At 62.3% G+C, this 22,960-nt stretch carries 19 protein-coding genes, 1 tRNA gene and 1 pseudogene; 14 read left to right on the top strand and 7 right to left on the bottom strand.

The window, feature by feature from the left end; translation table 11 throughout:
- Positions 1–165: 165 nt before the first annotated feature.
- Positions 166–495, top strand: a pseudogene (locus ACQ4MM_RS12915) (helix-turn-helix domain-containing protein); the annotation flags it as partial.
- 148 nt (positions 496–643) lie between these two features.
- Here ACQ4MM_RS12915 and ACQ4MM_RS12910 read toward each other — a convergent pair.
- Entirely contained in the window at positions 644–1,036 is a 393-nt protein-coding gene (locus ACQ4MM_RS12910; protein ID WP_431477743.1) for a RidA family protein, read from the bottom strand.
- Positions 1,037–1,152: 116 nt separating this feature from the next.
- On the opposite strand from ACQ4MM_RS12910, the gene ACQ4MM_RS12905 reads away from it, so the two are divergent.
- Positions 1,153–2,046 (top strand): LysR substrate-binding domain-containing protein, encoded by an 894-nt coding sequence (locus tag ACQ4MM_RS12905; RefSeq protein ID WP_431477742.1) that lies wholly within the window; start codon positions 1,153–1,155, stop codon positions 2,044–2,046.
- A 23-nt stretch (positions 2,047–2,069) separates the two neighbouring features.
- Here ACQ4MM_RS12905 and ACQ4MM_RS12900 read toward each other — a convergent pair whose 3' ends face one another.
- On the bottom strand, positions 2,070–3,014 hold the full coding sequence (locus ACQ4MM_RS12900; protein ID WP_431477741.1) for a hypothetical protein: 945 nt from the start codon (positions 3,012–3,014) through the stop codon (positions 2,070–2,072).
- A 201-nt stretch (positions 3,015–3,215) separates the two neighbouring features.
- Between ACQ4MM_RS12900 and ACQ4MM_RS12895 the strand changes: the two genes are divergently transcribed.
- From ACQ4MM_RS12895 to ACQ4MM_RS12885, 3 genes are read left to right on the top strand one after another with little or no spacing between them, the layout of a single operon-like run.
- The gene (locus tag ACQ4MM_RS12895) at positions 3,216–5,165 is read left to right on the top strand and encodes a phosphatase PAP2 family protein (RefSeq protein ID WP_431477740.1); all 1,950 of its coding nucleotides are present in this window, start codon (positions 3,216–3,218) and stop codon (positions 5,163–5,165) included.
- Positions 5,166–5,189: 24 nt separating this feature from the next.
- Positions 5,190–5,999 carry a helix-turn-helix domain-containing protein gene (locus tag ACQ4MM_RS12890; protein ID WP_431477739.1) on the top strand — a complete coding sequence of 270 codons (810 nt, stop codon included), beginning with the start codon at positions 5,190–5,192 and terminating at the stop codon, positions 5,997–5,999.
- A gap of 31 nt (positions 6,000–6,030) precedes the next feature.
- Positions 6,031–6,330 (top strand): putative quinol monooxygenase, encoded by a 300-nt coding sequence (locus ACQ4MM_RS12885; RefSeq protein ID WP_431477738.1) that lies wholly within the window; start codon positions 6,031–6,033, stop codon positions 6,328–6,330.
- 100 nt (positions 6,331–6,430) lie between these two features.
- Here ACQ4MM_RS12885 and ACQ4MM_RS12880 read toward each other — a convergent pair whose 3' ends face one another.
- On the bottom strand, positions 6,431–7,495 hold the full coding sequence (locus tag ACQ4MM_RS12880; RefSeq protein ID WP_431477737.1) for an acyltransferase family protein: 1,065 nt from the start codon (positions 7,493–7,495) through the stop codon (positions 6,431–6,433).
- Between the two features lie 104 nt (positions 7,496–7,599).
- Positions 7,600–8,826 carry a GNAT family N-acetyltransferase gene (locus ACQ4MM_RS12875; RefSeq protein ID WP_431477736.1) on the bottom strand — a complete coding sequence of 409 codons (1,227 nt, stop codon included), beginning with the start codon at positions 8,824–8,826 and terminating at the stop codon, positions 7,600–7,602.
- Between the two features lie 154 nt (positions 8,827–8,980).
- On the opposite strand from ACQ4MM_RS12875, the gene ACQ4MM_RS12870 reads away from it, so the two are divergent.
- The 4 genes from ACQ4MM_RS12870 (at position 8,981) to ACQ4MM_RS12855 (ending at position 17,172) form a co-directional block, all read left to right on the top strand.
- Entirely contained in the window at positions 8,981–10,012 is a 1,032-nt protein-coding gene (locus ACQ4MM_RS12870; protein WP_431477735.1) for a LysR family transcriptional regulator, read from the top strand.
- A 69-nt stretch (positions 10,013–10,081) separates the two neighbouring features.
- Entirely contained in the window at positions 10,082–12,040 is a 1,959-nt protein-coding gene (locus ACQ4MM_RS12865; RefSeq protein ID WP_431477734.1) for a glycoside hydrolase family 97 protein, read from the top strand.
- A gap of 10 nt (positions 12,041–12,050) precedes the next feature.
- Entirely contained in the window at positions 12,051–14,063 is a 2,013-nt protein-coding gene (locus ACQ4MM_RS12860; protein ID WP_431477733.1) for a hypothetical protein, read from the top strand.
- Between the two features lie 121 nt (positions 14,064–14,184).
- Entirely contained in the window at positions 14,185–17,172 is a 2,988-nt protein-coding gene (locus ACQ4MM_RS12855; RefSeq protein WP_431477732.1) for a TonB-dependent receptor, read from the top strand.
- A 1-nt stretch (position 17,173) separates the two neighbouring features.
- Here ACQ4MM_RS12855 and ACQ4MM_RS12850 read toward each other — a convergent pair whose 3' ends face one another.
- A complete protein-coding gene (locus ACQ4MM_RS12850; RefSeq protein WP_431477731.1) occupies positions 17,174–18,319 on the bottom strand; it encodes a glycerophosphodiester phosphodiesterase in 1,146 nt (381 codons plus the stop codon).
- Between the two features lie 125 nt (positions 18,320–18,444).
- Between ACQ4MM_RS12850 and ACQ4MM_RS12845 the strand changes: the two genes are divergently transcribed.
- The 4 genes from ACQ4MM_RS12845 to ACQ4MM_RS12830 are packed head-to-tail and all read left to right on the top strand — an operon-like array spanning position 18,445 to position 21,891.
- A complete protein-coding gene (locus tag ACQ4MM_RS12845) occupies positions 18,445–18,870 on the top strand; it encodes a MarR family winged helix-turn-helix transcriptional regulator (protein WP_431477730.1) in 426 nt (141 codons plus the stop codon).
- A gap of 46 nt (positions 18,871–18,916) precedes the next feature.
- Positions 18,917–19,132, top strand: coding sequence for a YtcA family lipoprotein (locus tag ACQ4MM_RS12840; RefSeq protein ID WP_431477729.1), 216 nt, complete (start codon positions 18,917–18,919; stop codon positions 19,130–19,132).
- A gap of 9 nt (positions 19,133–19,141) precedes the next feature.
- The gene (mdtN, locus tag ACQ4MM_RS12835; RefSeq protein ID WP_431477728.1) at positions 19,142–20,167 is read left to right on the top strand and encodes a multidrug transporter subunit MdtN; all 1,026 of its coding nucleotides are present in this window, start codon (positions 19,142–19,144) and stop codon (positions 20,165–20,167) included.
- Positions 20,164–21,891, top strand: a complete 1,728-nt coding sequence (locus ACQ4MM_RS12830; RefSeq protein ID WP_431477727.1) for an FUSC family protein — start codon at positions 20,164–20,166, stop codon at positions 21,889–21,891. Before mdtN ends, ACQ4MM_RS12830 begins: the two co-directional genes overlap by 4 nt.
- A gap of 5 nt (positions 21,892–21,896) precedes the next feature.
- Here the strand turns inward: ACQ4MM_RS12830 and ACQ4MM_RS12825 are convergent, their stop codons facing one another.
- Both ACQ4MM_RS12825 and ACQ4MM_RS12820 read right to left on the bottom strand, forming a co-directional pair.
- Positions 21,897–22,544, bottom strand: coding sequence for a pentapeptide repeat-containing protein (locus tag ACQ4MM_RS12825; RefSeq protein WP_431477726.1), 648 nt, complete (start codon positions 22,542–22,544; stop codon positions 21,897–21,899).
- Positions 22,545–22,551: 7 nt separating this feature from the next.
- Positions 22,552–22,767 carry a hypothetical protein gene (locus ACQ4MM_RS12820; RefSeq protein ID WP_431477725.1) on the bottom strand — a complete coding sequence of 72 codons (216 nt, stop codon included), beginning with the start codon at positions 22,765–22,767 and terminating at the stop codon, positions 22,552–22,554.
- 83 nt (positions 22,768–22,850) lie between these two features.
- Between ACQ4MM_RS12820 and ACQ4MM_RS12815 the strand changes: the two genes are divergently transcribed.
- A tRNA-Lys gene (locus ACQ4MM_RS12815) sits at positions 22,851–22,926 on the top strand.
- The last annotated feature ends 34 nt before the right edge of the window (positions 22,927–22,960 follow it).

Below are 22,960 nucleotides of genomic sequence, written 5' to 3'. Positions count from 1 at the left end.
GTCCCTCACTCGCTACCACGCCGCAGTGATGATCGACTCCCCTCCTCTCTGCACATGAGTGTTGATTTGCACTGAAATCTGACCCACTTCACCCCGTAATTTGCAACTGAATCTGACCCACGTTTAAGACACAATCCTGCTCAACAAGTTGAGTGGGGAATTGGAGTGATCGACGTGGCACTACTAAGCATTATTCGACGCTGGCACATTCGAGACCAGGTCCCCCTTCGAGAGATCGCCCGACGCTTAGGCATCTCAAGAAACACCGTCAGACGCTATCTGCGTGCGGAAATCACAGAGCCGGCCTATGCTGAGCGTCGCTCTCGCAGCGCGATCGACAAATACTCATTTCAACTTTCAGCCATGCTCAAGACAGAGGCTGCTCGTTCTCGCAAACAGCGACGAACGTTAAAACAGATCCATGAGGACCTAAAAGAAATGGGATTTGAGGGGTCTTACGACAGGGTCGCGGCGTTCGCGAGGACATGGCGGGAGGGTCAAACTGAGCGGGTCAATCCATCAAGCAAACGAACACCGTTGGTTCCCAAAATGCTCATCGCTCGCTTCAGGTTGTAGGCGAGAATATGCAAGCCCGCGAATTTCGGTTCGTGGGCTTTTTTGTTTCGACTTGAGCCTGCGTTAGTCAGTCAGGAATTCTGGCGATAACTTTGATTTCGAAGTCGAACCCTGCCAACCAGTTGACCCCTATGGCGGTCCAGTTAGGATAAGGTGCGGTCGGGAAGATTTCGTTCTTGATCGCTAGAACCGTTTCGAACTGCTTATCCGGGTCCGTGTGAAAAGTCGTTACGTCAACGATATCGTCAAGCCCGCACCCACCCGCCTTCAGCGTCGCCTTCAGATTCTCGAACGCCAGCCGTAGCTGAGCTTCGAATTCAGGTTCTGGCAGTCCGTCCGTGCGGCTACCGACCTGGCCGGATACGAAGAGCAAATCCCCTGATCGGATCGCCGCCGAATATTTGTGGACTGCGTAGAGTTCGTGCCGCCCGGCTGGAAAAATGGTTTCGCGCGTTGTCATGGTGTCCGCTCCTTGTGTGGGTAATGCGAGCACTATAGCTGCGCCAATCTTTCGGATAAACCGCAAAACACCTGCTAAACTGTTTGGAAAAACCAAACTATTGAGGATGATTTGCGATGGACAAACTGGAAGGCATGCGGGCATTCATTCGCGTTGTTGAGGCCGGCAGCTTCACCAGGGCTGCCGAAACGCTGAACGTCAGCAAAACCACGGTCACCCAACTTGTCCAGCAACTGGAATCCAACCTGCGCATCAAGCTCCTCAACAGAACGACCCGTAAAGTTAACATGACAACGGCTGGCGCCTCGTATTACGAACGCGTGGTTCGCCTGTTGGCCGATCTCGATGACATTGAAGACAATATCCTCGGCGATTCCACTGCGCCCCGAGGGCTGCTGCGGGTGGATGTTCCGAGTCCGTTTGCGAACATCATCCTCGTGCCCGCGCTACCTGAATTTCACGCCCGTTTCCCGGAAATCCAGCTTGATATCGGCGCCAGCGACCGCAAGGTCGACCTGATTGGCGACAATGTCGATTGCGTGGTGCGCGGAGGTGAAATCGAAGACGGTTCGCTGGTCGCGCGGCGTGTCGCCGACCTGCAATTGGGCGTCTTTGCTGCGCCGTCCTACCTGGCCCAGGCAGGAACCCCGATGCATCCTAACGATTTGCATGGCACAGGCCACCGCATCGTTAATTATCGCTGGGCCAGCGGCCTGCCATACGCAATGGAGAAATCCGGGGAGCGAGTCAAGATTGGTGGCAGATATTTTCTGGCGATCGATGACGGCAATGCATATCTGACTGCCGGATTGGCCGGACTGGGTGTGTTATGGCTACCGCAGTACATGGCCAAGCCATACGTCGCCAGCGGTGCGCTTGTGAAGCTGTTTACTGACTGGAGTATCGAGCCGATGCCACTTCACGTGGCCTATCCACCTAACCGGTATGTTCGCAGGCAGCTTCGCGTGTTCATTGATTGGATCGTCGAACTGATGGAGCGTCAGCGATAGCAGCTCCTATCGATATGCCCACCTTAGAAGCCGCTATCCTTCAAGATAGCAGCAGGATCGTTGAGCTCCAATAGCTTTCGGATCGCTGCACGCTTGTCTGACGAGCGGTTCACGTAGGCTTCGGCAACGCGCATGCCGATCCAATAGCCAGCCTCGCATGGCCAGCCTTCCGGAGCGATTCCGCAATTCGCGAACCAGCGCTTGAAGCGTGGGTTGGACATGGGTTTGCGCAGGCTTTCGCTGTCGGACTGCATAGCCTGGCGATCACGCTTGAATTCTTCCCACAACCACGATTCCCGCTGGCGCGCCCATGCATCACGGTCGGCATTCGGCACTTCTCCAGTAACTACGCTCGTCAGGTAGTCGGCGACACCTTCCCTCAGGGCTTGGCTCAATAGTGGATCTGCGGCGGCTTGCGGCGTTTCTTCGCCCTGCCAGGTGTGGACAGTTTCATGCGCAAAATAGCCTCGCATATTGGTGCGGAACTGCTCGGGCGTCGAACCGGTTGGGCAGGCGACCTCCAGGCCTATTACCTGCATTTCTGAATTGGCCGTCCCTCCAGAATTCGAAGCGCCGAATACAACTTCAATGGCAGGTAATGGACGTTCCGGCAGCAAACCAGCATAGGCCAGGTAGATCGCTTTGAGGTCGCTTCGCAAGGCTGGCAAACGAGGCAGGCATTCCTTGATGGCGTAGCGGTAGGCTTCAGGCTTTGACGCGACCACTCGCGCCAAACGGTGAGCGTCAACAATACGCATTGGTGTGAAAACCTTTACCCCGGCCCCCGCACGATCCAGGTAATCGCGTTGCAGCACTTCGGCCGTCGGCACGGCGTTATCCCTCATCAGGCTCGCGAAGCGGCGAGCGTCATCAAGGCCAATATCAACCGTGAGCGGGTCCACGCCGGCGGCGGCAAAAACTGCGCTGGTCCACAGCGCGGCAACGGGCAACAGCAAATGTCTGATCATCTTTTATGTCGAAACAAAGGGGGACGCAATCACGCCGCGCAGGATATCACTTTGTCGATTTGAAAAGAAGTTTAAACAATACCGTTTTTGATATCGTGCGATGACATTTCGATCAACCGGCTTGCCGGCGGCTTTGCGTAACAGGTATGTCACAAGCGCCCTTTACCGTTGTGCGTTTTCAACCATCGCACGATCACTGACATGCAACTGCTTTCATCGCGTCCCCACATCCTGGTCCTGAGTATTGCGCTGGCCATGAGCGCCTGCGGCGGCTCTTCAGAAGATCCACTGGTGATTCCGGCCGCGCCAGCCGACCAGGGCGCGGCCGACGTGGTACCGCTTCCCACCGCCACTGCCTTCGTCGACACCATCGCCACCAACCAGCGTGGTGACGCCCGCTACGCGACGCTGTCCACCAATGCCGGCGTGCGCCTCCTGGGCGGCTTCCTCGACGTCTGGAAGCCGCTGACCGAAATCGTGGACGCAGGCGTCAGTGCGCCCGCGGTTGACGGCTTCCCGGCCGTGGTCCCCTCGTCCTGGAGTGGCGTACCTAACGACGGTACGCCGGACGGCAAAGTCGTGAATGCCAGCGTCCATCAGGCCAATATCGATTACGTCGTCAAAGCCACCGCGAACCGTACTGCGGACCAGTCCGTTCAGGCCTACCTGGACGACCGCCGTGGCAAAGGCTACAGCGTCGCCGACGGCATGGGTCCACTGACAAACGCCTGGCGCACCGCCGCCCAGCAAACCACCAGCATCACCTCGGTCGCGGCCGACGCCACCAGCAAGCTGTATAACGATGGCGGCAACAACACCGGTGTTGCGGGAAGCGCGAACGCCGGCTTTGGCAGCGTGGTCGACCTGGTCAACCTGGTCGGCAATAACGCCTCGACCGAACCTGTCAAACGTTTCTACAAGTACGCCCGCCCTTATCGTTGGAGCAGCAGCGTGCAGGTGCTGCCGACACTGGTGCCGGCCAAGAGCAGCACTCCGGCCACCGACGGCGGCTTCACCAGCGGTCACTCAGCCGAAGCGGTACGCGATGCGGTGGCCATGGCATACGCTGTGCCGGAACGCTTCCAGGAGATGCTTAGCCGCGGGCTCGAGCTGGGCGAATCGCGCATCCTGGCCGGCATGCATTCGCCGCTGGACGTATTGAGCGGCCGTATCCTCGGCCAAGCCAGCGCCGCGGCTAACCTGGCGGATCCGGCCAACGCGGCCAAGAAGGCCGCTGCCGTCACCCAGGCACACGCTACCCTGATGGCCGCCACCGGCACCACTGCCGACACCTTTGCCGCCTACGCCCAATCCGGCACCACCGCCAATGACCGTTTTGCCGACTACGCCACCAACAAGGCCAACTACCTGCGCCGCCTTACCTACGGCTTCGGGCCGGTCGCCGCCATCAATGCCGCCGCTGCCGTGCCAAAAGGCGCGGAAGTGCTGCTGGAGACCCGCCAGCCTTACCTGAGCGACGCTCAGCGCCGCGTGGTACTGAAAACGACCGCCCTGCCCTCGGGCTATCCGGTCATGGACGACGCGGAGGGCTGGGGCCGACTGAACTTGTTCGCTGCGGCTGATGGTTACGGCGCGTTCAGCGGCAATGTCACCATCGTCATGGACGCCGGCAAGGGCGGCTTCAACGCGGTAGACCGCTGGCGCAATGACATCAGCGGCAGTGGCAAACTGGTCAAACAGGGCTCAGGTACGCTGAAGCTGGCCGGCGCCAACACCTGGAGCGGTGGCACCGAACTGGCCGCCGGCACGCTGCAGGGCGATTCCGTTGCAGCCTTCGGCACGGGCGACGTCTACGTCAGCGGCGGCACGCTGGTGGCCAATGCCCCGGCCGCGCTGAAGCTGGCCGGCAAATATACCCAGCTAAGCGGCAGCACTACGCTGGAGCTGGGCCTTGGTGGTGCCGCGGCCGGCAGCCCGGGCAGCCTGACTGTGGCCTCCACCGCCACCATTGCCGGCGGCGCGCTGCACGTGAAGTTCGCCAACGGCTACAAGCCTAAAGCCGGCGACGTCCTGACCGTCATTAGCGCGGCTAGCCTGAAGGGCAAGTTCACCGCCATCACGGTGGACGGCTTTGACAAAGTCACGCCAAGCTACAGCGCCACGACTTTGACGCTGACTGTTGGCAGCTAATCGGAATCGAGTAAGATCGCCAGCATGCACCTGCAACGCTGGCATATACGACCGACCGCCCCACTGCGCCCGTTTATCGACCGTTACTGGGGCTGGGAGGGAAATCATCCCCTCCCGCCACAGCTACCACCCGGAACCGGCTCGGAATGCGTGTTCCATTACGGCTCGCCATATCTGCTGGATGGCAAGCAGTCGCCGCGTGCAGTTCTCTTATGCCTGCGCACGCGCGCCATCGCCATCGAGAATAACGGATCGCTCGGATTCGTCGCTGTGCGCTTTCGCGGCGGAAGCCTGCGCCATTTCTGCGCCCCGTCGCTGGCCCTCTTCCACGACCAGCATATGTCCGCCCAAGCCGCGTGGGGCGATAGTGCTGAACACCTGTCCGACCAGCTAGCGCAGGCAGACGGCCCGTCCATGCGCGCCTCTGCACTCGATCGATTCTTCCTGGCCCGGTTGGGCCAATATGAAGATCGCAGCGGACGTGGGCTCGACGCCCTGCTCGACAAGCTATATTACGCACCGGGCACCGCCATTGACGCATTGGCCGACGAATCGGGCTGGACACGCCGCCACTTCCAGCGCAAGTTCACCGACACGTTCGGCCTCGGCCCCAAGCAGTTTGCCCGCATCGCCCGATTGGGCCACACCATGCGCATGCTGGCACTATCCCCCGGCACCCCGGTACTCAATGCCGCTTTGCGTATGGGCTATTTCGACCAGCCGCACTTTATCCACGAAACGCGTGCCCTGACGGGACACACGCCCCAGACGATCATCGCTGGCATGCGCGAAAAGTCCCATTTCTACAATCCTCCATCGAGGCCGATTGGGTAAGCTGCGGTTTCCTTTCATTCACGGAGCTGCCATGTACCTGCTTGCAACGCTAGACGCAAACCCTCATTCCCGCCCCTGCCTGCTTGCCGCGTTGGATCAACTGGTGGAATATTCACGGAGCGAGCCCGGGACACTGCAATATGAAGTGCTCACGGATCTTGAAAACGAAAACCGGATCATCGTGTTCGAACACTATGCCGATGCCGCCGCCATGCAGGCGCACCTGGATAGCGCGCCCTTGCAGGCCCTGGTGGCCAATTTCGGGCGCGACCTCAGCGCGCCGCCAACGCTGGTTCGCATGACCCGCCGAAATGGATTCCTGCGCGAATAAAACCGAATATGTCCAGAAGTTGGACTTTCTCAACCAGACCGTGGAGATCCGGGCGCACTTGCTGGTGCTGAGTTACGTCGGGCCCCGCAAATAAGCAACTCTACGCGCGCTGGGCGGCGGTTGCTGCGTTCGAAGAGGACTGCAGCAGGCGTCCCAGCGGCACTTCGACCCAGCGATGGAAAGCGGCTCCGGCGGCCAAGCTGGCGCCCCAGGCGGTCAGCATGCCGACGCCTTGCAGCACCGGATCGGCGGGAACCAGGCGGGTGAAGGCTGCGTTCACCAGCAGGCAGACCGGGAAGTGGATCAGGAACACCGAGTATGAAGTGCGGGCCAGCGAATTCACGACGGCCAGCAGGCGGCCTTCGCCGCTGAACTGCATGCGGCCAAAGATCACCAGCGCACACGCCACCATCATGGCCAGCGCCAGGCGGCTGCGGAAGTTCACGGCCAGCGCCACCAGGGCTGGCAGGAAAATCGCCGCCTGCACCAGCACCGCGCCGCGCGTCTTGCGGCGCGGATCGCCGGCCCACCATGCGGCCAGGCCAAGACTGTAGCTGCCGAAGAAATACGGTCCCCAGTTATCCCAGTCGGAGTCCAGGTTGAAATGCAGCAGCGACAGCGCGCTGCCGATCGCGATCAGGCCAGGCACCAGCCACGCGCGCCGCACCGGGCCGCTGATGCGGGCTGCCAGCCACAGGACAGCGACGACCATCGCGTACAACTGGAAATCGATGGCGACGTACCATGCGCCAGCCGACAGCGATGGGTAACCGAGTACGCCGTGCGCCAGCACGGCATGTGCCGCGAGCTGGCTCACGGTCGCCGGTGCAGAAATGGATTCGTGGTCCATCCAATGGCTGGCCAGCACGGAGGCCACCGCTGCGATCAGGGTCGCGGCGATGAAGGGCGGCGCCAGCTTGGCATAACGGCGCCAGACGGCAGTCAGCGGGTCGGGCATTACCGGCTGCGCGCTAGGCGCCAGCGATTTGGCGGCCAGGAAGCCGCCGACCACCAGGAACACTTGCACGGCAATGCGCGCGCTGCCCGCCAGCCAGTCGATCAGCTCCGGCAGGATAAGACGCACGTGGTCGGCCATCGGGCCGTAAAACGCCAAGTGGTGCAACACAATTAACTGCGCTGCAACAGCCTTTAATAAATTGATCACGCCATACTTCATTACATCTGCTGCCGTCAATCCGAAAGGTCGACATGATAACCGAGCTCAGCAGATTAGAGGCGCCCGCCTAGCACCGCGTAAGTAACTAGATGTTACGCGGCCTTGCCTTCCGCCTTCTTGAACGGACTGCGATCGGGGGCGTCGTCGTGGTCAATATTCAGCAACAGGTGCTTGATCATCTTGTTCATGAACGGCTGGCGGTGGCGAATCAGCACGCCGTACGTTTCCGGACGCGCGCCCAGCGCCGCTTTCGGCTCCAGCGCCGTGCGTCCGAAGGACACGCGCTTGCAGCCCAGGCCAATGGCGTCGGCGATACCGGCATGCAGCAGGCGCAAGTAGATCGGCAGGTCGGCCGCGGCGGCGCGGTCAAAGCCGATGTGGAAGGCGATCGCGGTCTCGCCGTCGGCGATCGTGACCAGGAAGCCAAGCATCTTGCCTTCGCGTTTGACCACGCTGCAGCGGAAGCGTTCCCCTGCCGCTTCTTGCAAGGCCGGGAAGTATTCAGGCAGCAGTTCGAACGGACGGAAGCCGGCGTTCGCCTGCACCGCCTTGTACAGGGCATGGACTTCATCCTGCATGGCGGCCATATCGCTGAAATGCTCGACCGTGCATTGCGCCGCCTCGATCGGCTTCAGGATGCCGTTGCGGACGTTGGCGCGGTATTTCGAAGCCAGGCTGGCCAAGTAGTCGTCGTAGCTTTTCCAGTCTTCACCCAGGGCCAGCACCATGTTCGGCTCCGTTTCCACGAAGCGGTAGCTGAGGTTCTTGAGGAAGGAGGCATCGTCCACCTGCGGTCCGTGCAAGTCCTTGATCATGACGAAGTTGGCCGAGCCGGCCAGCTTTTCCGCCTGGCGCACGCGATACAGCACCTCCGCCACGCCATGCCACGCCAGTTCCGGGTCGACGCCAGGCGCGATGGCAATGCCGTGCTGGCCGAAGGTCAGCAGGTTGCCGCAGGTGAGCACGCGCTGCCCAAGGCTATCGCCCAGGGAACCGAAGGAGGTCTTGCTGGCCTGGGCCAGCTTGATGTCGGCCAGCTGCATATACAGCGCTGCAACCGGCTGGTCGTCCTCGTATACCAGGGCGTAGCGCGGATCCAGATTGGTCGGCAGCACGGTCTCGAGCGAGCGCAGGTAATCGTAGGACAGGAAGAAGCCCGCTTGGGCCGTGAGCCCTTTCCATGCCTGGGCGTCGAGCATGCCGATCGAGTCGGCGATGGCGTAACGCAGTTGGGCGGGGCCGCGCAGGCGCTTGCGCACTTCGCGGCGTTCGGACAGGGCGGTTTTGACTGAGCGCAGTTTTTGCTGGATCTTCATCATTACAAAATTGGCAATTGGACGGCGCAGTCTAACACGACCCGCATTGTGCCGATTAAGTTAAGGGAAGCCTCGATATGCATCCAATCGCCAAAATGGCAACACCGATACCATTTTGAACATGTTAAAAATGCCAATCGACCCGAAAGGCAATGCAATGACTGCTCCAAATCCGAACTGGTACCTGCGTGCGCGGCTCAAGACCCGCCAGCTCCTGCTGTTGATCGCGATCGACGATGCGGGCAATATCCTGCGCGCCGCCGAGGCGCTATGCATGACGCAGCCGGCGGCCTCCAAGCAGCTCAAGGAATTGGAAGACATGCTCGGCATCGCCTTGTTCGAACGCCATCCGCGAGGCATGCTGCCCACGATTTATGGCGAAAGCATGATCCGGCATGCACGCATGGCATTGAGCAGCCTGGCGCGCGCGCACGAGGATATCGTGGCGCTCAAAGCGGGCCTGGCGGGCCAGGTCGACGTGGGCAGCATCATGACGCCAGCACTCAGCCTGCTGCCACGCGCCATTACCAGCATCAAGCAGCAGGTGCCGCAATTGCGCATCGGCGTGCAGATCGAGTCCAGCAACGAGCTGCTGGATCGCCTGCAGCGCGGCACGCTCGATTTCCTGCTGGCGCGCCTTACCGGCTTCCACGATTGCACGGAGCTGATATACGAGGAGCTGGCGCCGGAACCGGTGGTGGTGGTGGCGCGCGCCGGCCATCCGCTCACCGGGCGCGGCGGGCTGACCTTGCATGACCTGGTTCCTGCGCCCTGGATTACGCCGCCACCTGGCAGCATCCTGCGCCAGCGCTTCGACCAGTTGTTCCATAACGCCGGGCTGGAACCGCCTGGCGATATCGTCGACACCAGCGAGATTGTGCTGATCACCAGCATGCTGCAAATGAGCGATGCGCTGAATGTCATGTCGGAGGATGTGGCGCGGCGCTACCAGGAACTGGGCCTGCTGGCGATCCTGCCGCTGGAACTGGACTGCCGGATGGACCCTTTCGGCATCATCCGCAGGCGCGACAGCGTGATGTCGCCGGGAGCGGAGCTGCTGTTGCAGGCGATCCGGCGCGAGGCGCTGGCGCCGCCATCGCCGGCTCCGCTGCCGGAGCCCAAGCCGGAGCCCAAGCCGGAACCGATGGCCGCGGCGGCATATAACCTCTACGACATAGCTCTCGCGTAAAAAGTCATTGGATCGGTCCCCGTGCATGCGCATAGCATGGAGCGGCACACCCATATCCGGAGACCTGCCTTGAACCATACGTCCCTTGCGCGCCGCCTGGCCGGCGCGCTGCTGCTGATCGCGCCGCTGGCCGGTCATGCTTCGCGCCCGCTCGAACTCAGCTCCCCCGACCGCCAGTTGCGCGTCACGATCGACACCAGCGAGCGGCTGTCTTTCGCCGTCAGCCATCGCGGCACCGAACTGGTGCTGCCCACGCCGATCGGCATGACCCTGGCAGGCATTGGCAGGCTCGGAGAGAAGCCGCGCCTGACCGGCCAGCAGCGCCGCAGCATCGACAACACCGTGCGGCCGGTGGTGGCGCAGAAGTCACGGGAGGTACGCGACCATTACAACGCACTGCAGCTCGACTTCGCCGGCGGCTACGCGCTGGAAGTGCGGGCCTATGATGATGGCATTGCCTACCGCTTCCGCACTTCGCTGCCTGGCCAGGTCACGGTGGAGGACGAGCTAGCAGGCGTCAACCTGCGGCCGCAGGACACCCTGTACTGGCCACAGGAAAAGTCGATGCAGTCGCATAACGAGCACTATTACCAGGTGCTGACCGTGGCAGAAGCCGCCGGCAAGCTGGTTGGCGTGCCGGCCCTGGTGCAGAACAGCGGCGTGCACCTGGTGTTCACCGAATCCGGCTTGCGCGATTATCCGGGCCTGTACCTGCATGGAGAACAGACCGGCCTGCGCGCCGTCTTCCCGAAAGTGGCGCTGGCCGAAACCGCGCGCGACGACCGCAATGTGCCGGTCACGCAGGAGGCGAACTACATCGCGCGCACCGAAGGCAAGCGCAGCTTCCCATGGCGCATCCTGGGCATTTCCGCCAATGCCGGGGGCCTGCTGCTGAACCAGATGCCCTACCTGCTGGCTGAGCCGCAGCAGCTGAAGGAAACCGGCTGGATCAAGCCAGGCAAAGTCGCATGGGACTGGTACAACGGCAACAAGCTGTATGGCGTGCCGTTCAAGTCTGGCCTCGACACCCGCACTTACCGCCACTACATCGACTTCGCGGCCGACAACGGACTCGAATACATCATCATGGATGAGGGCTGGTACAAGCTGGGCGACCTGCTGGCCGTCAAGCCGGAAATCGACATGCAGGAGCTGATGGCATACGCCAAACAGCGCGGCGTCGGCATCATCCTGTGGGTGTCGTGGAAAACCCTGGATACCCAGATGATCGCGGCGCTCGACCAGTTCGCGCGCTGGGGCGCGGCCGGCATCAAGGTCGACTTCATGCAGCGCTCCGACCAGTGGATGGTGAACTACTACGAGCGCGTTGCGCGCGAAGCTGCCGCGCGCCGCCTGCTGGTGGACTTCCACGGCAGCTTCAAGCCCAGCGGCCTGCAGCGCACCTGGCCCAACGTGCTCACCTTCGAGGGCGTGAAAGGGCTGGAGAACAACAAGTGGAGCGACAAGCAGACGCCGGAACACGATGTCACCCTGCCCTTCATCCGCATGTTCGCCGGCCCGATCGACTACACCCCGGGCGCCATGAGCAATGCGCATCGCAAGGATTTCGTCGCCAGCTTCGACCGTCCCATGAGCCAGGGCACCCGCGCGCACCAGCTGGCGATGTACATGATCTATGAAAGTCCGCTGCAGATGCTGGCCGACAGCCCTTCGCAATACCGCGCCAACCCTTCTTCGCTGGAATTCATCCGCCAGGTGCCGGTCGAATGGGACGAGAGCCGCGTGCTGCACGCCCAGCTTGGCCGCTACGTGGCCATGGCACGCCGCCGCGGGGATACCTGGTATGTGGGCGCCATGACCGGCGCCGACGGCCGCGACCTGGCACTGGACCTGTCCTTCCTGGGCGAGGGCAACTACCAGATGGACAGCATGGAAGACGGCCCGAACGCAGGGGTGTTCGCCACCGACGTGCAAAAAGGCAGCGCCAGCGTCACGCGCGGCAGCCGTTTGACGATGCAGCTGGCGCCGGGCGGCGGCTGGGCGGCGATTATCCGCAAGACGAAATAAGGAGATACAGATGCAACGCATGTTCCGACCACGCGCGGCCATCCTCGCAGCAGCATTGCTTTCCGCCGGCATGGCGCACGCCGCACCGCCGGCTTTCACGCCGCGCTGGCAGCTCGACGGCGACACCATTCGCTGGCAGGTGAAAGACGTCCACCGCGACCAGCTTGAAATGAGCGGCCGCCAGGTGTCGGCAGTGATCGACTACGGCAGCCAGGCCGACGGCTCGCTGCTGCTGGCGCGCACCGTGGTGTGGCCTATGCTGCGCACCGTTCCCGACGACACGCACGCCAGCCTGATTCGCAAGTTCGGCGCGGAAGCGTCGCCGGCCATCACGATCGACGGCCAGCCCGTCGGCGCCGAACGGCTGCAGCAAGTACGCTTCGACGGTCGCCTGGCCCTGCGTTCGCAACTGGCGCCCGGCCTGGTGCTGACGCGCACCCTGACGCCGTCGCCCAGCGAGCCGGCGCTGGTGGAGCGGCTGGAGCTGCTCAACACCGGCCCGGCCGCGCGGCGCTACAGTTTTGCAGCGCTGGAACGCAGCGAGACCACCCCGCCGGAACGCGGCACGCACGGCGCCTATGTGATTGAGGCGCGCTCCCCTGCCCGGGAAGGCGAACTGGCTCCCGGTGCCAGCGTGCATGTGGGCCTGGTCATCAGCGGCCGCCTGCAAAACGAAATGGTGTACGTGGACGGCAGCGAAGCATTGCAAGAGCGCGCCCGCAAGGTCGCGCAATGGCGCGCCAACCTGGTGCTGGAAACGCCAGAGCCGGTACTCGACGCCATGTTCGCATTCTCAAAGGTGCGCGCCGCCGAGAGCATCTTCGCCACGCGCGGCGGCTTGCTGCACGGGCCAGGCGGCACCCGCTACTACGCTGCCGTCTGGGCCAACGACCAGGCGGAATACGTCAATCCCTTCTTCCCCTACCTGGGCGACAGCGCCGGCGTGCAAAGCGCGCTTACCAGCTTCGGCATGTTCGCGCGTTACATGAACGCGGACTATAAACCGATCCCCTCCTCCATCATCGCCGAAGGACGCAGCTACTGGAACGGCGCCGGAGACCGCGGCGACTGCGCCATGATCTCCTACGGCGCCAGCCAGTTCGCACTGGCGCAAGGCGACAGCGGTACCGCACGCCAGCTGCTGCCCCTGATCGACTGGTGCCTGGAGTTCACGCGCCGCAAGCGCGATGAACAAGGCATCGTGCATTCGGACAGCGATGAACTGGAAGGCCGCTTCCCGGCCGGCAAGGCCAACCTGTCGACCAATGTTCTGGCGTATGGCGGCCTGCAAGGTGCCGCGCGGCTGGCGGCCTCACTGGGCGATGCACAGCGCGCCACAGCGCTGCGGCAGGAAGCGGAATCGCAGCGCAATGCGATCGAGCGCTACTTCGGTGCACGCATGGGCGGCTTCGACACTTACCGCTACTACGACGGCAACGAAAAGCTGCGCGCCTGGATCGCGTTGCCGCTTGCGCTGGGCATCAATGAACGCCAGCGCGGCACCGTCGATGCACTGTTGTCGCCGCAGCTCTGGAGCGAGAACGGCGTGCTGACCGAAGCCGGCGACAAGACCTTCTGGGACCGCGCCACGCTGTATGCACTGCGCGGCCTGCTGAAAGCGGGCGAGCTCGAACGCACCATGCCCTACCTGCGCTACTACTCCGGCCGTCGCCTGCTGGGCGATCATGTGCCATATGCAGTGGAAGCCTGGCCGGAAGGCCAGCAGCGCCACCTCTCCGCGGAAAGCGGGCTGTATGCGCGGGTGGTGACGGAAGGCTTGTTCGGCATTGAAGCGACCAGCCTGCGCAGCTTCACCATCGCACCGCGCCTGCCGAAAGGCTGGCCGCGCATGGCACTGCGGCATATGCGCGCGTTCGGCGCAAGCGAAGATGGCGACGGCATCGACATCGTCACCACGCGCGCGCCGCGCGGCCAGCGCGTTCAGGTGCGCCTGGATGGAAAAACCTTGCTCGACCAGGCGTGGGACGGCAAGGCGCCGCTGCTCGTCACGCTTCCCGACTAGATATAACCTTTTGGGCATAGATGGCGAGTAAACATTCAATTGTTCGCCATCGTCATCCTACCTAGCATGTCTCCATCGGCCGCGCTTGCGCGGCCGAATCATAACCACAACAGGAGACGCAATGAAGAACACTTCCCGCCGTGTGCGCATGACGCTTGTCGCACACGCCCTTGCAATGGCTTTCGCTGGGCCAGTCCTTGCACAATCGAATGCCACTGGCAGCATTTTCGGCCAGGTCGCCAACGCAAGCGGCACAGTGGTGGTGCTGGAAAACGTCGCTACCGGCGCACGCCGCACCATCACAGTGGATGCCAACGGGCGCTATAACGCCAGCTCGATGCCGCCGGGCGTCTACAAGGTGATGCTGGTGCGGAACGGCGTCGTCGAACGCGTGCTGGAAGTGGAAGCGCTGATTGGTCAGGGTGTGGAAGCGTCCTTCGAAACCATCCAGGCAGTAACGGTGAGCAGCCGCCGCCCGACGATCGACGTCAGCAACACCAACAACGGTGCGGTATTCACCGCGCGTCAACTGACGGCACTGCCGATCTCGCAAAGCCTGTCCGGCATCATCCAGCTTGCGCCGGGCACTGCGCGCGGCAACACCCGCATCGGCGGCGACAGCTTCGGCGGCGCCGGCGTGACCGAGAACGCCTACTTCATCAACGGCTTCCCGGTCACCAATGTGTATCGCCAGATCGGCTCGACCACCCTGCCCTTCTTCGCCATCGCGCAGGCGCAGATCCTGCAAGGCGGCTACAGCGCGGAATTCGGCCGCTCCACCGGCGGCGTGGTGAACATCACCACCAAGAGTGGCACCAACAACTGGGAAGCCGGCGCCGTGCTGCAATACACGCCGGACTGGCTGCGTGCCAAACCGGAAAACACCGACTACCCGAACACCGGCAAAAACCCGAAGACCGATGGCAAGCTGCTCACCTACCGCCGCAGCAACAACGCCACCGATGTCTTCGGCAGCGCCTACGTCGGCGGCCCGCTGGTCAAGGACAAGCTGTTCATGTTTGCCAATATCGAACAGGACCGCTTCAGCACCGGCTACATCAGCAAGGATTCCGATTCGCTCAACAAGACCAACGGTTGGACCGAACGCGAACAACGCACTCCTCGCTACCTGCTCAAACTCGATTACAACATCAACGACGATCATCGCCTCGAGTTCACCCAGATCCACGATGAAAACAAGAGGACACAGCAGAACTATGGCTTCGACTACGCCACCTTGCAGCGCAACGAGGTGCGCGCCGGCGGCACCACTGGCGATGGCGCCAAGACCAACGACTCGATCCTGAAGTACACCGGCTTCCTGACCGATAACCTGACGGTGACGGCCTTGGCGGGCCGTTTCAAATCAACCTATCCGCAATCGCGCGAAGGCTACGTGCCAGGCGTTTACCAGATCAACGCGCCGGTCAATGCCCAGGTGCCGGGCCTCGGCTATACCAACCCGCAGACCATCGGCGGCACCATCCAGGTACCGAATGCGGAAGACAAGCAATCCACGCTGCGCCTGGATGTCGAGTACAAATTGGGCGACCATGCCCTGCGCGCAGGTATCGACCGCAATAACGTTTCTTCGATCAATGGCTCGGAAATGGCCGGCGGCGGCAGCTGGACCTACTTCCGCGGCGATCCAAATACGGCGGTCCCTGGCGGCAGGACGCCTGCCTCGGGCGGCGGCTACGGCCTGCAGGGCTATTATGTGAACGAGTACCACCAAAGCGACTCGGCGTCGCCCAAGACTGACCAGTCGGCGCAATACATCCAGGACCGCTGGCAAGTCACCGATACGGTGCTGCTCGACCTCGGCTTGCGCAACGAACAGTTCACCAACAAGAACAGCTTCGGCCAGGCCTATGCGGCGCAACGCCACATGCTGGCGCCGCGCCTGGGTGCATCGTGGGACGTGCGCGGCGACAGCACATTGAAGGCGTTTGCCAACCTTGGCCGCTACCACCTGCAGATCCCGACCAGCGTTGCGCTGCGCCTGGCGGGCAACCCGGTTCACATCGACCACTACTACACCTATACCGGGGTCGATCCGAAAACCGGCGTGCCAACCGGCCTGACTGAGATTTCGCCGCCTGTTTCCAGCGGCAACGAATGGGGTACGCCGAAAGACCCGCGCCAGGTCGCATCAAGCAAGCTGGGAGCCACCTACCAGGACGAGCTGGCGCTTGGCTTCGAAGCTGCGCTGACGCCGGAATACACCGTCGGCAGCAAGGTTACTTACCGCACGCTGCGAAACACCATCGAAGACTGGTGCGATTCGCGCCCACTGCGCGCCTGGGGCAAGCGCAATAACGTCGACACCAGTAAATACGATATGCCATGCCTGTTGATCAATCCGGGCCGGGACAACACCTTGACGCTCGACCTGGCCGGCGACGGCAAGCTGGTTTCGATCCCATTGACGGCTGAAGACATAGGGCTGCCGAAAGTACGCCGCGTGTACACCGCGCTGGACTTCTTCATCGAGCACCCGATGCGCAACGGCTGGTACGGCAAGCTGAATTACACGCTGTCGCGCACCAGGGGCAATATGGAAGGCCAGGTGATGTCCGATATCGGCCAGGCCGACATCGCCGCCACCACTTCCTTCGACTTCCCTGAGCTGATGGACTACGCCAGCGGCCCGCTGCCGAACGACCATACCCATGTGCTGAAAGCCTACGGCTACTACCAGCTCGGCCAGGAATGGACGGTGGGCGGCAATATCAATATCGTCACCGGCGCGCCGAAGTCCTGCATCGGCAACCTGCCCGCTGCGCTCAATCCAAACGGCACCAATCCTGCCGCCGGTTACGGCGCCGCCGTGTTCTACTGCGACGGCAAGCCTGCACCACGCGGCTCCGCAGGCAGGATGCCGACCGACGTCCGCATCGCGCTCAACGCCACTTATATGCCGCGCATGTTCAAAGGCCTGGCATTGAAGGCCGACGTGTTCAACCTGCTGAACCGCCAGACTACGCTGGCTACCCAGCCGGTCTACAACGCGGGCGCCAACACTGTCAGCCCTTACTATGGACAGGTGCTGGGACGCGCACCTGAACGCCAGGTGCGCTTCGCCGCGGAGTACAACCACAAGTTCTGAGTCAGCGCTTAACTTCCTTCAGGTATTCCGCACGCGCCGCCAGCGCCGTGTCGGCGAAGTCGGTGAATACACCGTCAACACCAAGGGCGAAGAACTGCTTGTATTCCAGCGCAGGATCGCCCTTGTAGTTGCTGGCCAGGCGGCGCTTCTCGTTGCGGAAGGTGTATGGGTGCACGAACAGGCCGGCCTTGTGTGCATCCGCCACCAGCGAGCCTGGCTCCATGGTGGTGGTGTCGGCGTCGTTCACCTTGCCGTCGCCGTTGATGTCCACCGCACCTTTCACGCTGACGATATAGCGCTTCCATGGGCCGATGCCGTCGGCGTAGGTCTTGATTTCGGCCAGTCCGGCCGGCGTCACCATGTCGCTGAACAGGCGCTTGTCGCCGGCCTGGGCCCAGTCGAACGGCTTGTCGTAAGGTGCCGCGTAGGTCAGCGCGCCGGTTTTCAGGTCCACGTCATCGGCATCGATCAATTGCACCATCTTCAGCTTGGAGCCTTTGCTGCGCATGTATTTCAGGCTGCCCGGCTCGAAGGACTGGATGAAAACCGGCGCGTCGCGTTCGGCCCAGCCGGCGGCAGCCAGCATTGCCAGCAGCTTGTCTTCCAGCGGCACGCCTTGCTGGCGGTGGAAAGTCGGGTTCTTGGTTTCCGGATAGATGGCGATATTGCGGCCGCTCTTCTTGATCATGTCGATCACTTCCTGGATGGTCGCGATCTTGTATTGGCCGTTGAATTGCTGCGGGCGTTCGGCATCGGTCGAAATGCCGCCAAGCGTCTTGATCTCCGCCAGCGTGAAGTCGCTGGCGAACCAGCCTTCCTGCACTTCGCCATCCACGCTCAGCTTGCGTTTGCGGGCCGCGAATTCGGGATGCTGCGCCACGTCGGTGCTGAAGGCCAGATTCGGATCATGGCGGGCAATCAGCACGCCGTCCTTGGTGGAGATCACGTCCGGCTCGATGGCATCGGCGCCCATCTCGATGGCCTTGGCATAGGCTTCCACCGTTTCTTCCGGCAGGTAGCCGCTGGCGCCTCGGTGCGCGACCACCAGGGTTGGCTTGCCATCCAGTGTGGGCAGTGTCGCCGGCAAGTTACCGCCACATGCCGCCAGCACCGCTACCGTCACCGTTCCTACGACTGCCTTCTTCATCGTTGCTCCGCTGTGTAAGTTGAAAACGTGGCGGATTGTAGGTAGTGAAGATGACAAGCTTGTGAATCGCGCAAGCGTGCGCGAGAAACTTGACAACCATTGCCTAGGCAACGTATATTTCATTTATGAATAAACATTTGGTCCCTCGCCGCGTTGCCCGCCTGATCAGCCGGACCCAGAAGGCAATGGAGCAAGAGCTGGACACCAGGCTCGCGCCTTTCGACATCACGGCGGCGCAGTACGTGGTGCTGTCCACCCTTCATAGCGGCCGCGCCAACATCGCGGCGCAGATCTGCAAGGAGCTGTCGTACAGCCCCGGCGCGATGACGCGCATGCTGAACCGCCTGGAGCAGAAGGGCATGATCCAGAAAGCGCCAAGCGTCGACAACCGCCGCACCGTGCAACTGGAGCTGACCGACGAAGGCCACCACATCTTCCCCAGTTTGCTGGAAGCGTCGGGCATCGTGATCGACCACTACTTCGGCGCTTTCAGTGCGCAGGAACTTCAAACGTTCGAGTCCCTGCTCTTGAAAATGTCGGCTGGGAAGTAGCTTTTTTTTTGCGCAAAAGGTTGCCTAGGCAATCGTACATTAAGGAATGAATTTGGAACCTTCGATCAATGTGCTGGGTGCTTACTTTCCCGACTGGCTTTTCTGCATTGCCGGCGCGACGCTGCTGTCCTTCCTGACCCACGCCGTGATGACCGCGCGCGGCTGGCTCGCCGGTGCGCCTTCACACCTGCTCGCACTGGGCTATCCCGCGTTCGCCACCGTGCTTTCCCTGTCGGCCTGGCTCGCATTTTTCCAACACTGAGGTGATGTCATGAAGAAGACCAAAAACTCGCGCCGCTGGAGCGCTATCGTTCTGGCGCTGACACTGGCAGCCATCGGCCTCGCCATTTACGTCGTGCGCTCCATCGACCAGGCGCCGCGTACCGATGATGCCTACGTCTACGCCGACACGATCAACGTGGCGCCGGAAGTGAACGGACGCATCGTGGAACTGCCGGTGACGGACAACCAGCGCGTCAAGAAGGGCGACTTGTTGTTCCGCATCGATCCACAGCCGTTTGAAGAAACCCTGGCCAAGGCCGAAGCCAGCCTGAAAGCGCTCGACAGCGAGATCAAGCTGACCCAGCGCACGGTCGATGCCCAGAAATTTGCCGCAGCGGCGGCCCAGGCGAACGTCGAACACGCCAAGGCCGCCTCCGAACAGGCGGGCGACTCGCTGGCGCGGCTGGAACCTCTGCTCACCAAAGGCTTTGTTTCAGCCGAGCGTATCGACCAGGCGCGCACTGCCAAGCGCAGCGCGCAATCCCAGCTCAGCGCGGCACTGCTGGACGCGCGCCGCGCCGAAGCATCCGTCAGCGGCGTCGATGCCCTGGTAGCCAAGCGTGAAGTAGTGAAGTCGGAGATAGCTCTGGCGCGCCTGAACCTGTCCTATACCGAAGTGCGCGCGCCCGGCGATGGCATCGTGCTGAACCTGAAAACCTCGGCGGGCCAGTTTACCGCCGCCGGGCACCCTGTATTCACGCTAGCCAGTTCCAGCCGCTGGTATGTGGTGGCCAATTTCCGCGAGACCGACCTTGCCGGCATCAAGGCCGGCCGCCAAGCCCAGGTCTACCTGCTTGGCGACACCTCCAGGCGTTACAGCGGCACCGTCGAATCCATCGGCTACGGAGTGTTTCCCGACGACGGCGGCAGCGAAGTGGCCGGCCTGCCGCGCGTACCGCGTTCCATCAACTGGGTGCGGGTGGCGCAGCGCTTCCCGGTGCGCATCCTGATCGAACAACCTGACGCTGCTTTCCGCATCGGAGCCTCCGCTGTGGCCATGTTGAACGCGAAATGAAAATCATGAAAGCCATGATAGCGCGCATTCGCACTGAACTGGCGCCCTTCCCTGGCCGCCTGGATGCGGTGTGGCGCCTGCTCGCAAGCTGCACAGTGGTAATCGTCTGTTCGATGACCTTGCAGCTACCGCTGCTTTCCCTGTCGTTGATCATGGTGTTCTTCACCGCGCAGGAAAACACGGTGCTCACCCGCATGAGCGCGATAGCCCTGCTGGCTGGCAGCACGCTGGCAGTGATTGCCTCCATCGTACTGCTCAAGTTCACCATCGATGTGCCGATGCTGCGCATCCTGGGCGCAGGGCTGATCGCTTTTTGCGGCATGTATTTTTTCAGGATCAGCAAGTTTGGCGCGATCGGCTTCCTGGTGGCCCTGCTGGTGGTCAATGCCCAAGGCATGGCCGATATCTACGCCGATCCCGAAACCCTAATCCGCAACCAGCTTTGGGTTTGGGTCGCAACCACTTATCCGGTGCTGGTCACGCTGACGATCCAGCGCGTGTTCCGGCCTGCGCTCCCGGTCAAGCTGCTGGTGCAGGAATATGCTCGGCAACTGGACGAGGTCGAGAACCAGCTTGCCGCACGCATCGCGGGCGACACGCCACCACCTTTGCACAATGGGCAGGTCGGGCGCGGTGTATTGGCATTGCAACGGCAGTTGGCATTTGCCTCCTTGGGCAATACGGAGCGCACAAAGGCGCGCGCGGCGGCAGTAAGCCGCCTGCATGCCGCGGCCGGGCAGTTGGCCAGGCAGGCGCCGTTCGCGCTGTCGCAAGAAGAACGCGCGCGGATGCTGTCGATACGCCAGGCGTGCGCATCGCTGCGCGAATGCCTGGGCCACGATGCCCCCTTCGTTCCCATGATGACGCCGCCCGCTGTTGCGGGTTCGCACGGCGCCATCCTGCGCGAAATGGAGCGCGCGCTCCGTGCGGCAGCCGATGCCGACAACACGGACGGCGCAGGCGCGACCAGCGTCGCGGCGGGACCGGCGGCAGCGGCAAGCCCTCACCGCCACCTGGTCTACGCCCAGTTCGCATTCAAGACCGTGCTAGCGGCAATGATCACCTACATCATCTACACCGGCTTGCAATGGCCCGGCATCGGCACCGCAATGCAGACTTGCATCATCCTGGCCCTGCCAAGCCTGGGCGCCACTACGCACAAAGGCATCAACCGTTTGCTGGGATGCTGCCTTGGGAGCCTGGCGGCACTGGTGGCTACCGTATTCGTCGTGCCGCACCTCGACAGCGTCGTCGGCCTGCTGGCCATGTCCTTGCCCATTATCGCTGTTGGCGCCTGGATCGCGGTTGGATCGCCGCGCTCGAACTACATCGGCGTGCAGATGATGTTTGCTTTCGCCCTTGCGCAACTGGGCGGTTTCGGACCGGTCACCGACCTGACGGAAATCCGCGACCGCCTGGTCGGCATCCTGCTTGGGTTGGCGGTTTCGGTCACGGTGTACACCCTGGTGTGGCCCGAGCGTGAAGGCCAGGCCCTCAAGTCCACGCTGTCGCGCCTTCGGAAAGCTGTCGCCGCGTGCGCGCATGCCGACCACCATGAGCTTGGTGCTGCGCGCCTGCACGCGTGGGCCCTGCTGAACCAATGCCGTGAACTGCACGCCCGGGTAGCGTTGGAGCCGGGCTGGCGCGGCCGCAATTCGCGCCGCATCGCGAACCTGCTGGCGCAGGCGGAAGAAAAGCTGGCCATGCAGCAGGCCAGGCATTAAGGCGATCAGGCTACCACGAGTCCCATCTCACCCAGGATGGCTGCAGCCTGGGTGTGGGAGATCACGGCGCCTTTGAACGCGCGCACGTCGGTCAGCTTGAGGCCGCCAAGGTCGGCCCCGCGCAGGTCCGCGCCTTCGAAACGGGTCAGTTTGAGCACAGCTTCGCGCAGGCTGCAGCCCTCCAGCACGGCTTCGCGGAAGTCGCTGCCGGACAGGTCTGCGTCAGAGAAGTCAAGCTGGTTCAAGGTCGCCTTGCGGAATGAGAATCCGCGCATGTCCGCGCCCACCAGCAGGCATTCTTCGAAATTGACGCCGAGATGCGAAACCTCTTCGAACGCCGCGCCGGTCAGTTTGCAGCTACGGAAGCTGGCCGACGCCAGCTTGGTACGGCGCCATTTGCTGTTATTCAGGTCGCAGCCCTGGAACTGCGCGTCGACCAGGTCGGCCGATTCAAAGTCCGCCGACATGCCGCGGCAACGCTGCCAACTGCTGCGGGCCAGCTTGCAGGCGTACAGAATCGTTTCGTTGAAAGTACAACGTTCAAACACGCAGTCCTGCAGGTCGAGACGGGACAGGTCGGCGTCGTCAAAGCTGCACTGCACGAACTGGCGGACGCCGGCTGCCAGCTGCTGCGCCAGCGAGTCGCGATCCATTTCCATCTCAACGGCGCTGGCTTTTGGCCGCGTACGCTTCGTAGATCGCCTTGGCGTCCTTGTGGGCCTGGTCGATGGTGCGGAGCTTCTTGTCGTCGTCATGGCGGACGAAGAACTCTGCGTCCTGCGCATCCATCACCAGCTTCACCGCGAGCGCGTCTTTCAGGTTGTATTTTTCGAAGATGAGCGTGGTCACTTCGTCGAGGTATTCTTCGTAAGTCATGATCGTTTCCTTCCGGTGGCGATTATACGCGCGCCGCCGCCACTTGCAGAAACGAATCCAGGTCTATATAATTCGGGCCCTTCGGGTCGTTAGCTCAGTTGGTAGAGCAGCGGACTTTTAATCCGTTGGTCGCAGGTTCGAGCCCCGCACGGCCTACCAGAAAAAGATAGAATAGCCAGCCTTCGGGCTGGCT

It is taken from the genome of Massilia eburnea (assembly GCF_050709955.1).
Classification (GTDB): domain Bacteria; phylum Pseudomonadota; class Gammaproteobacteria; order Burkholderiales; family Burkholderiaceae_D; genus Rugamonas; species Rugamonas eburnea_A.
Note: the sequence above shows the minus strand (reverse complement) of the source record. Positions and strands in the feature narration are given on the sequence as shown.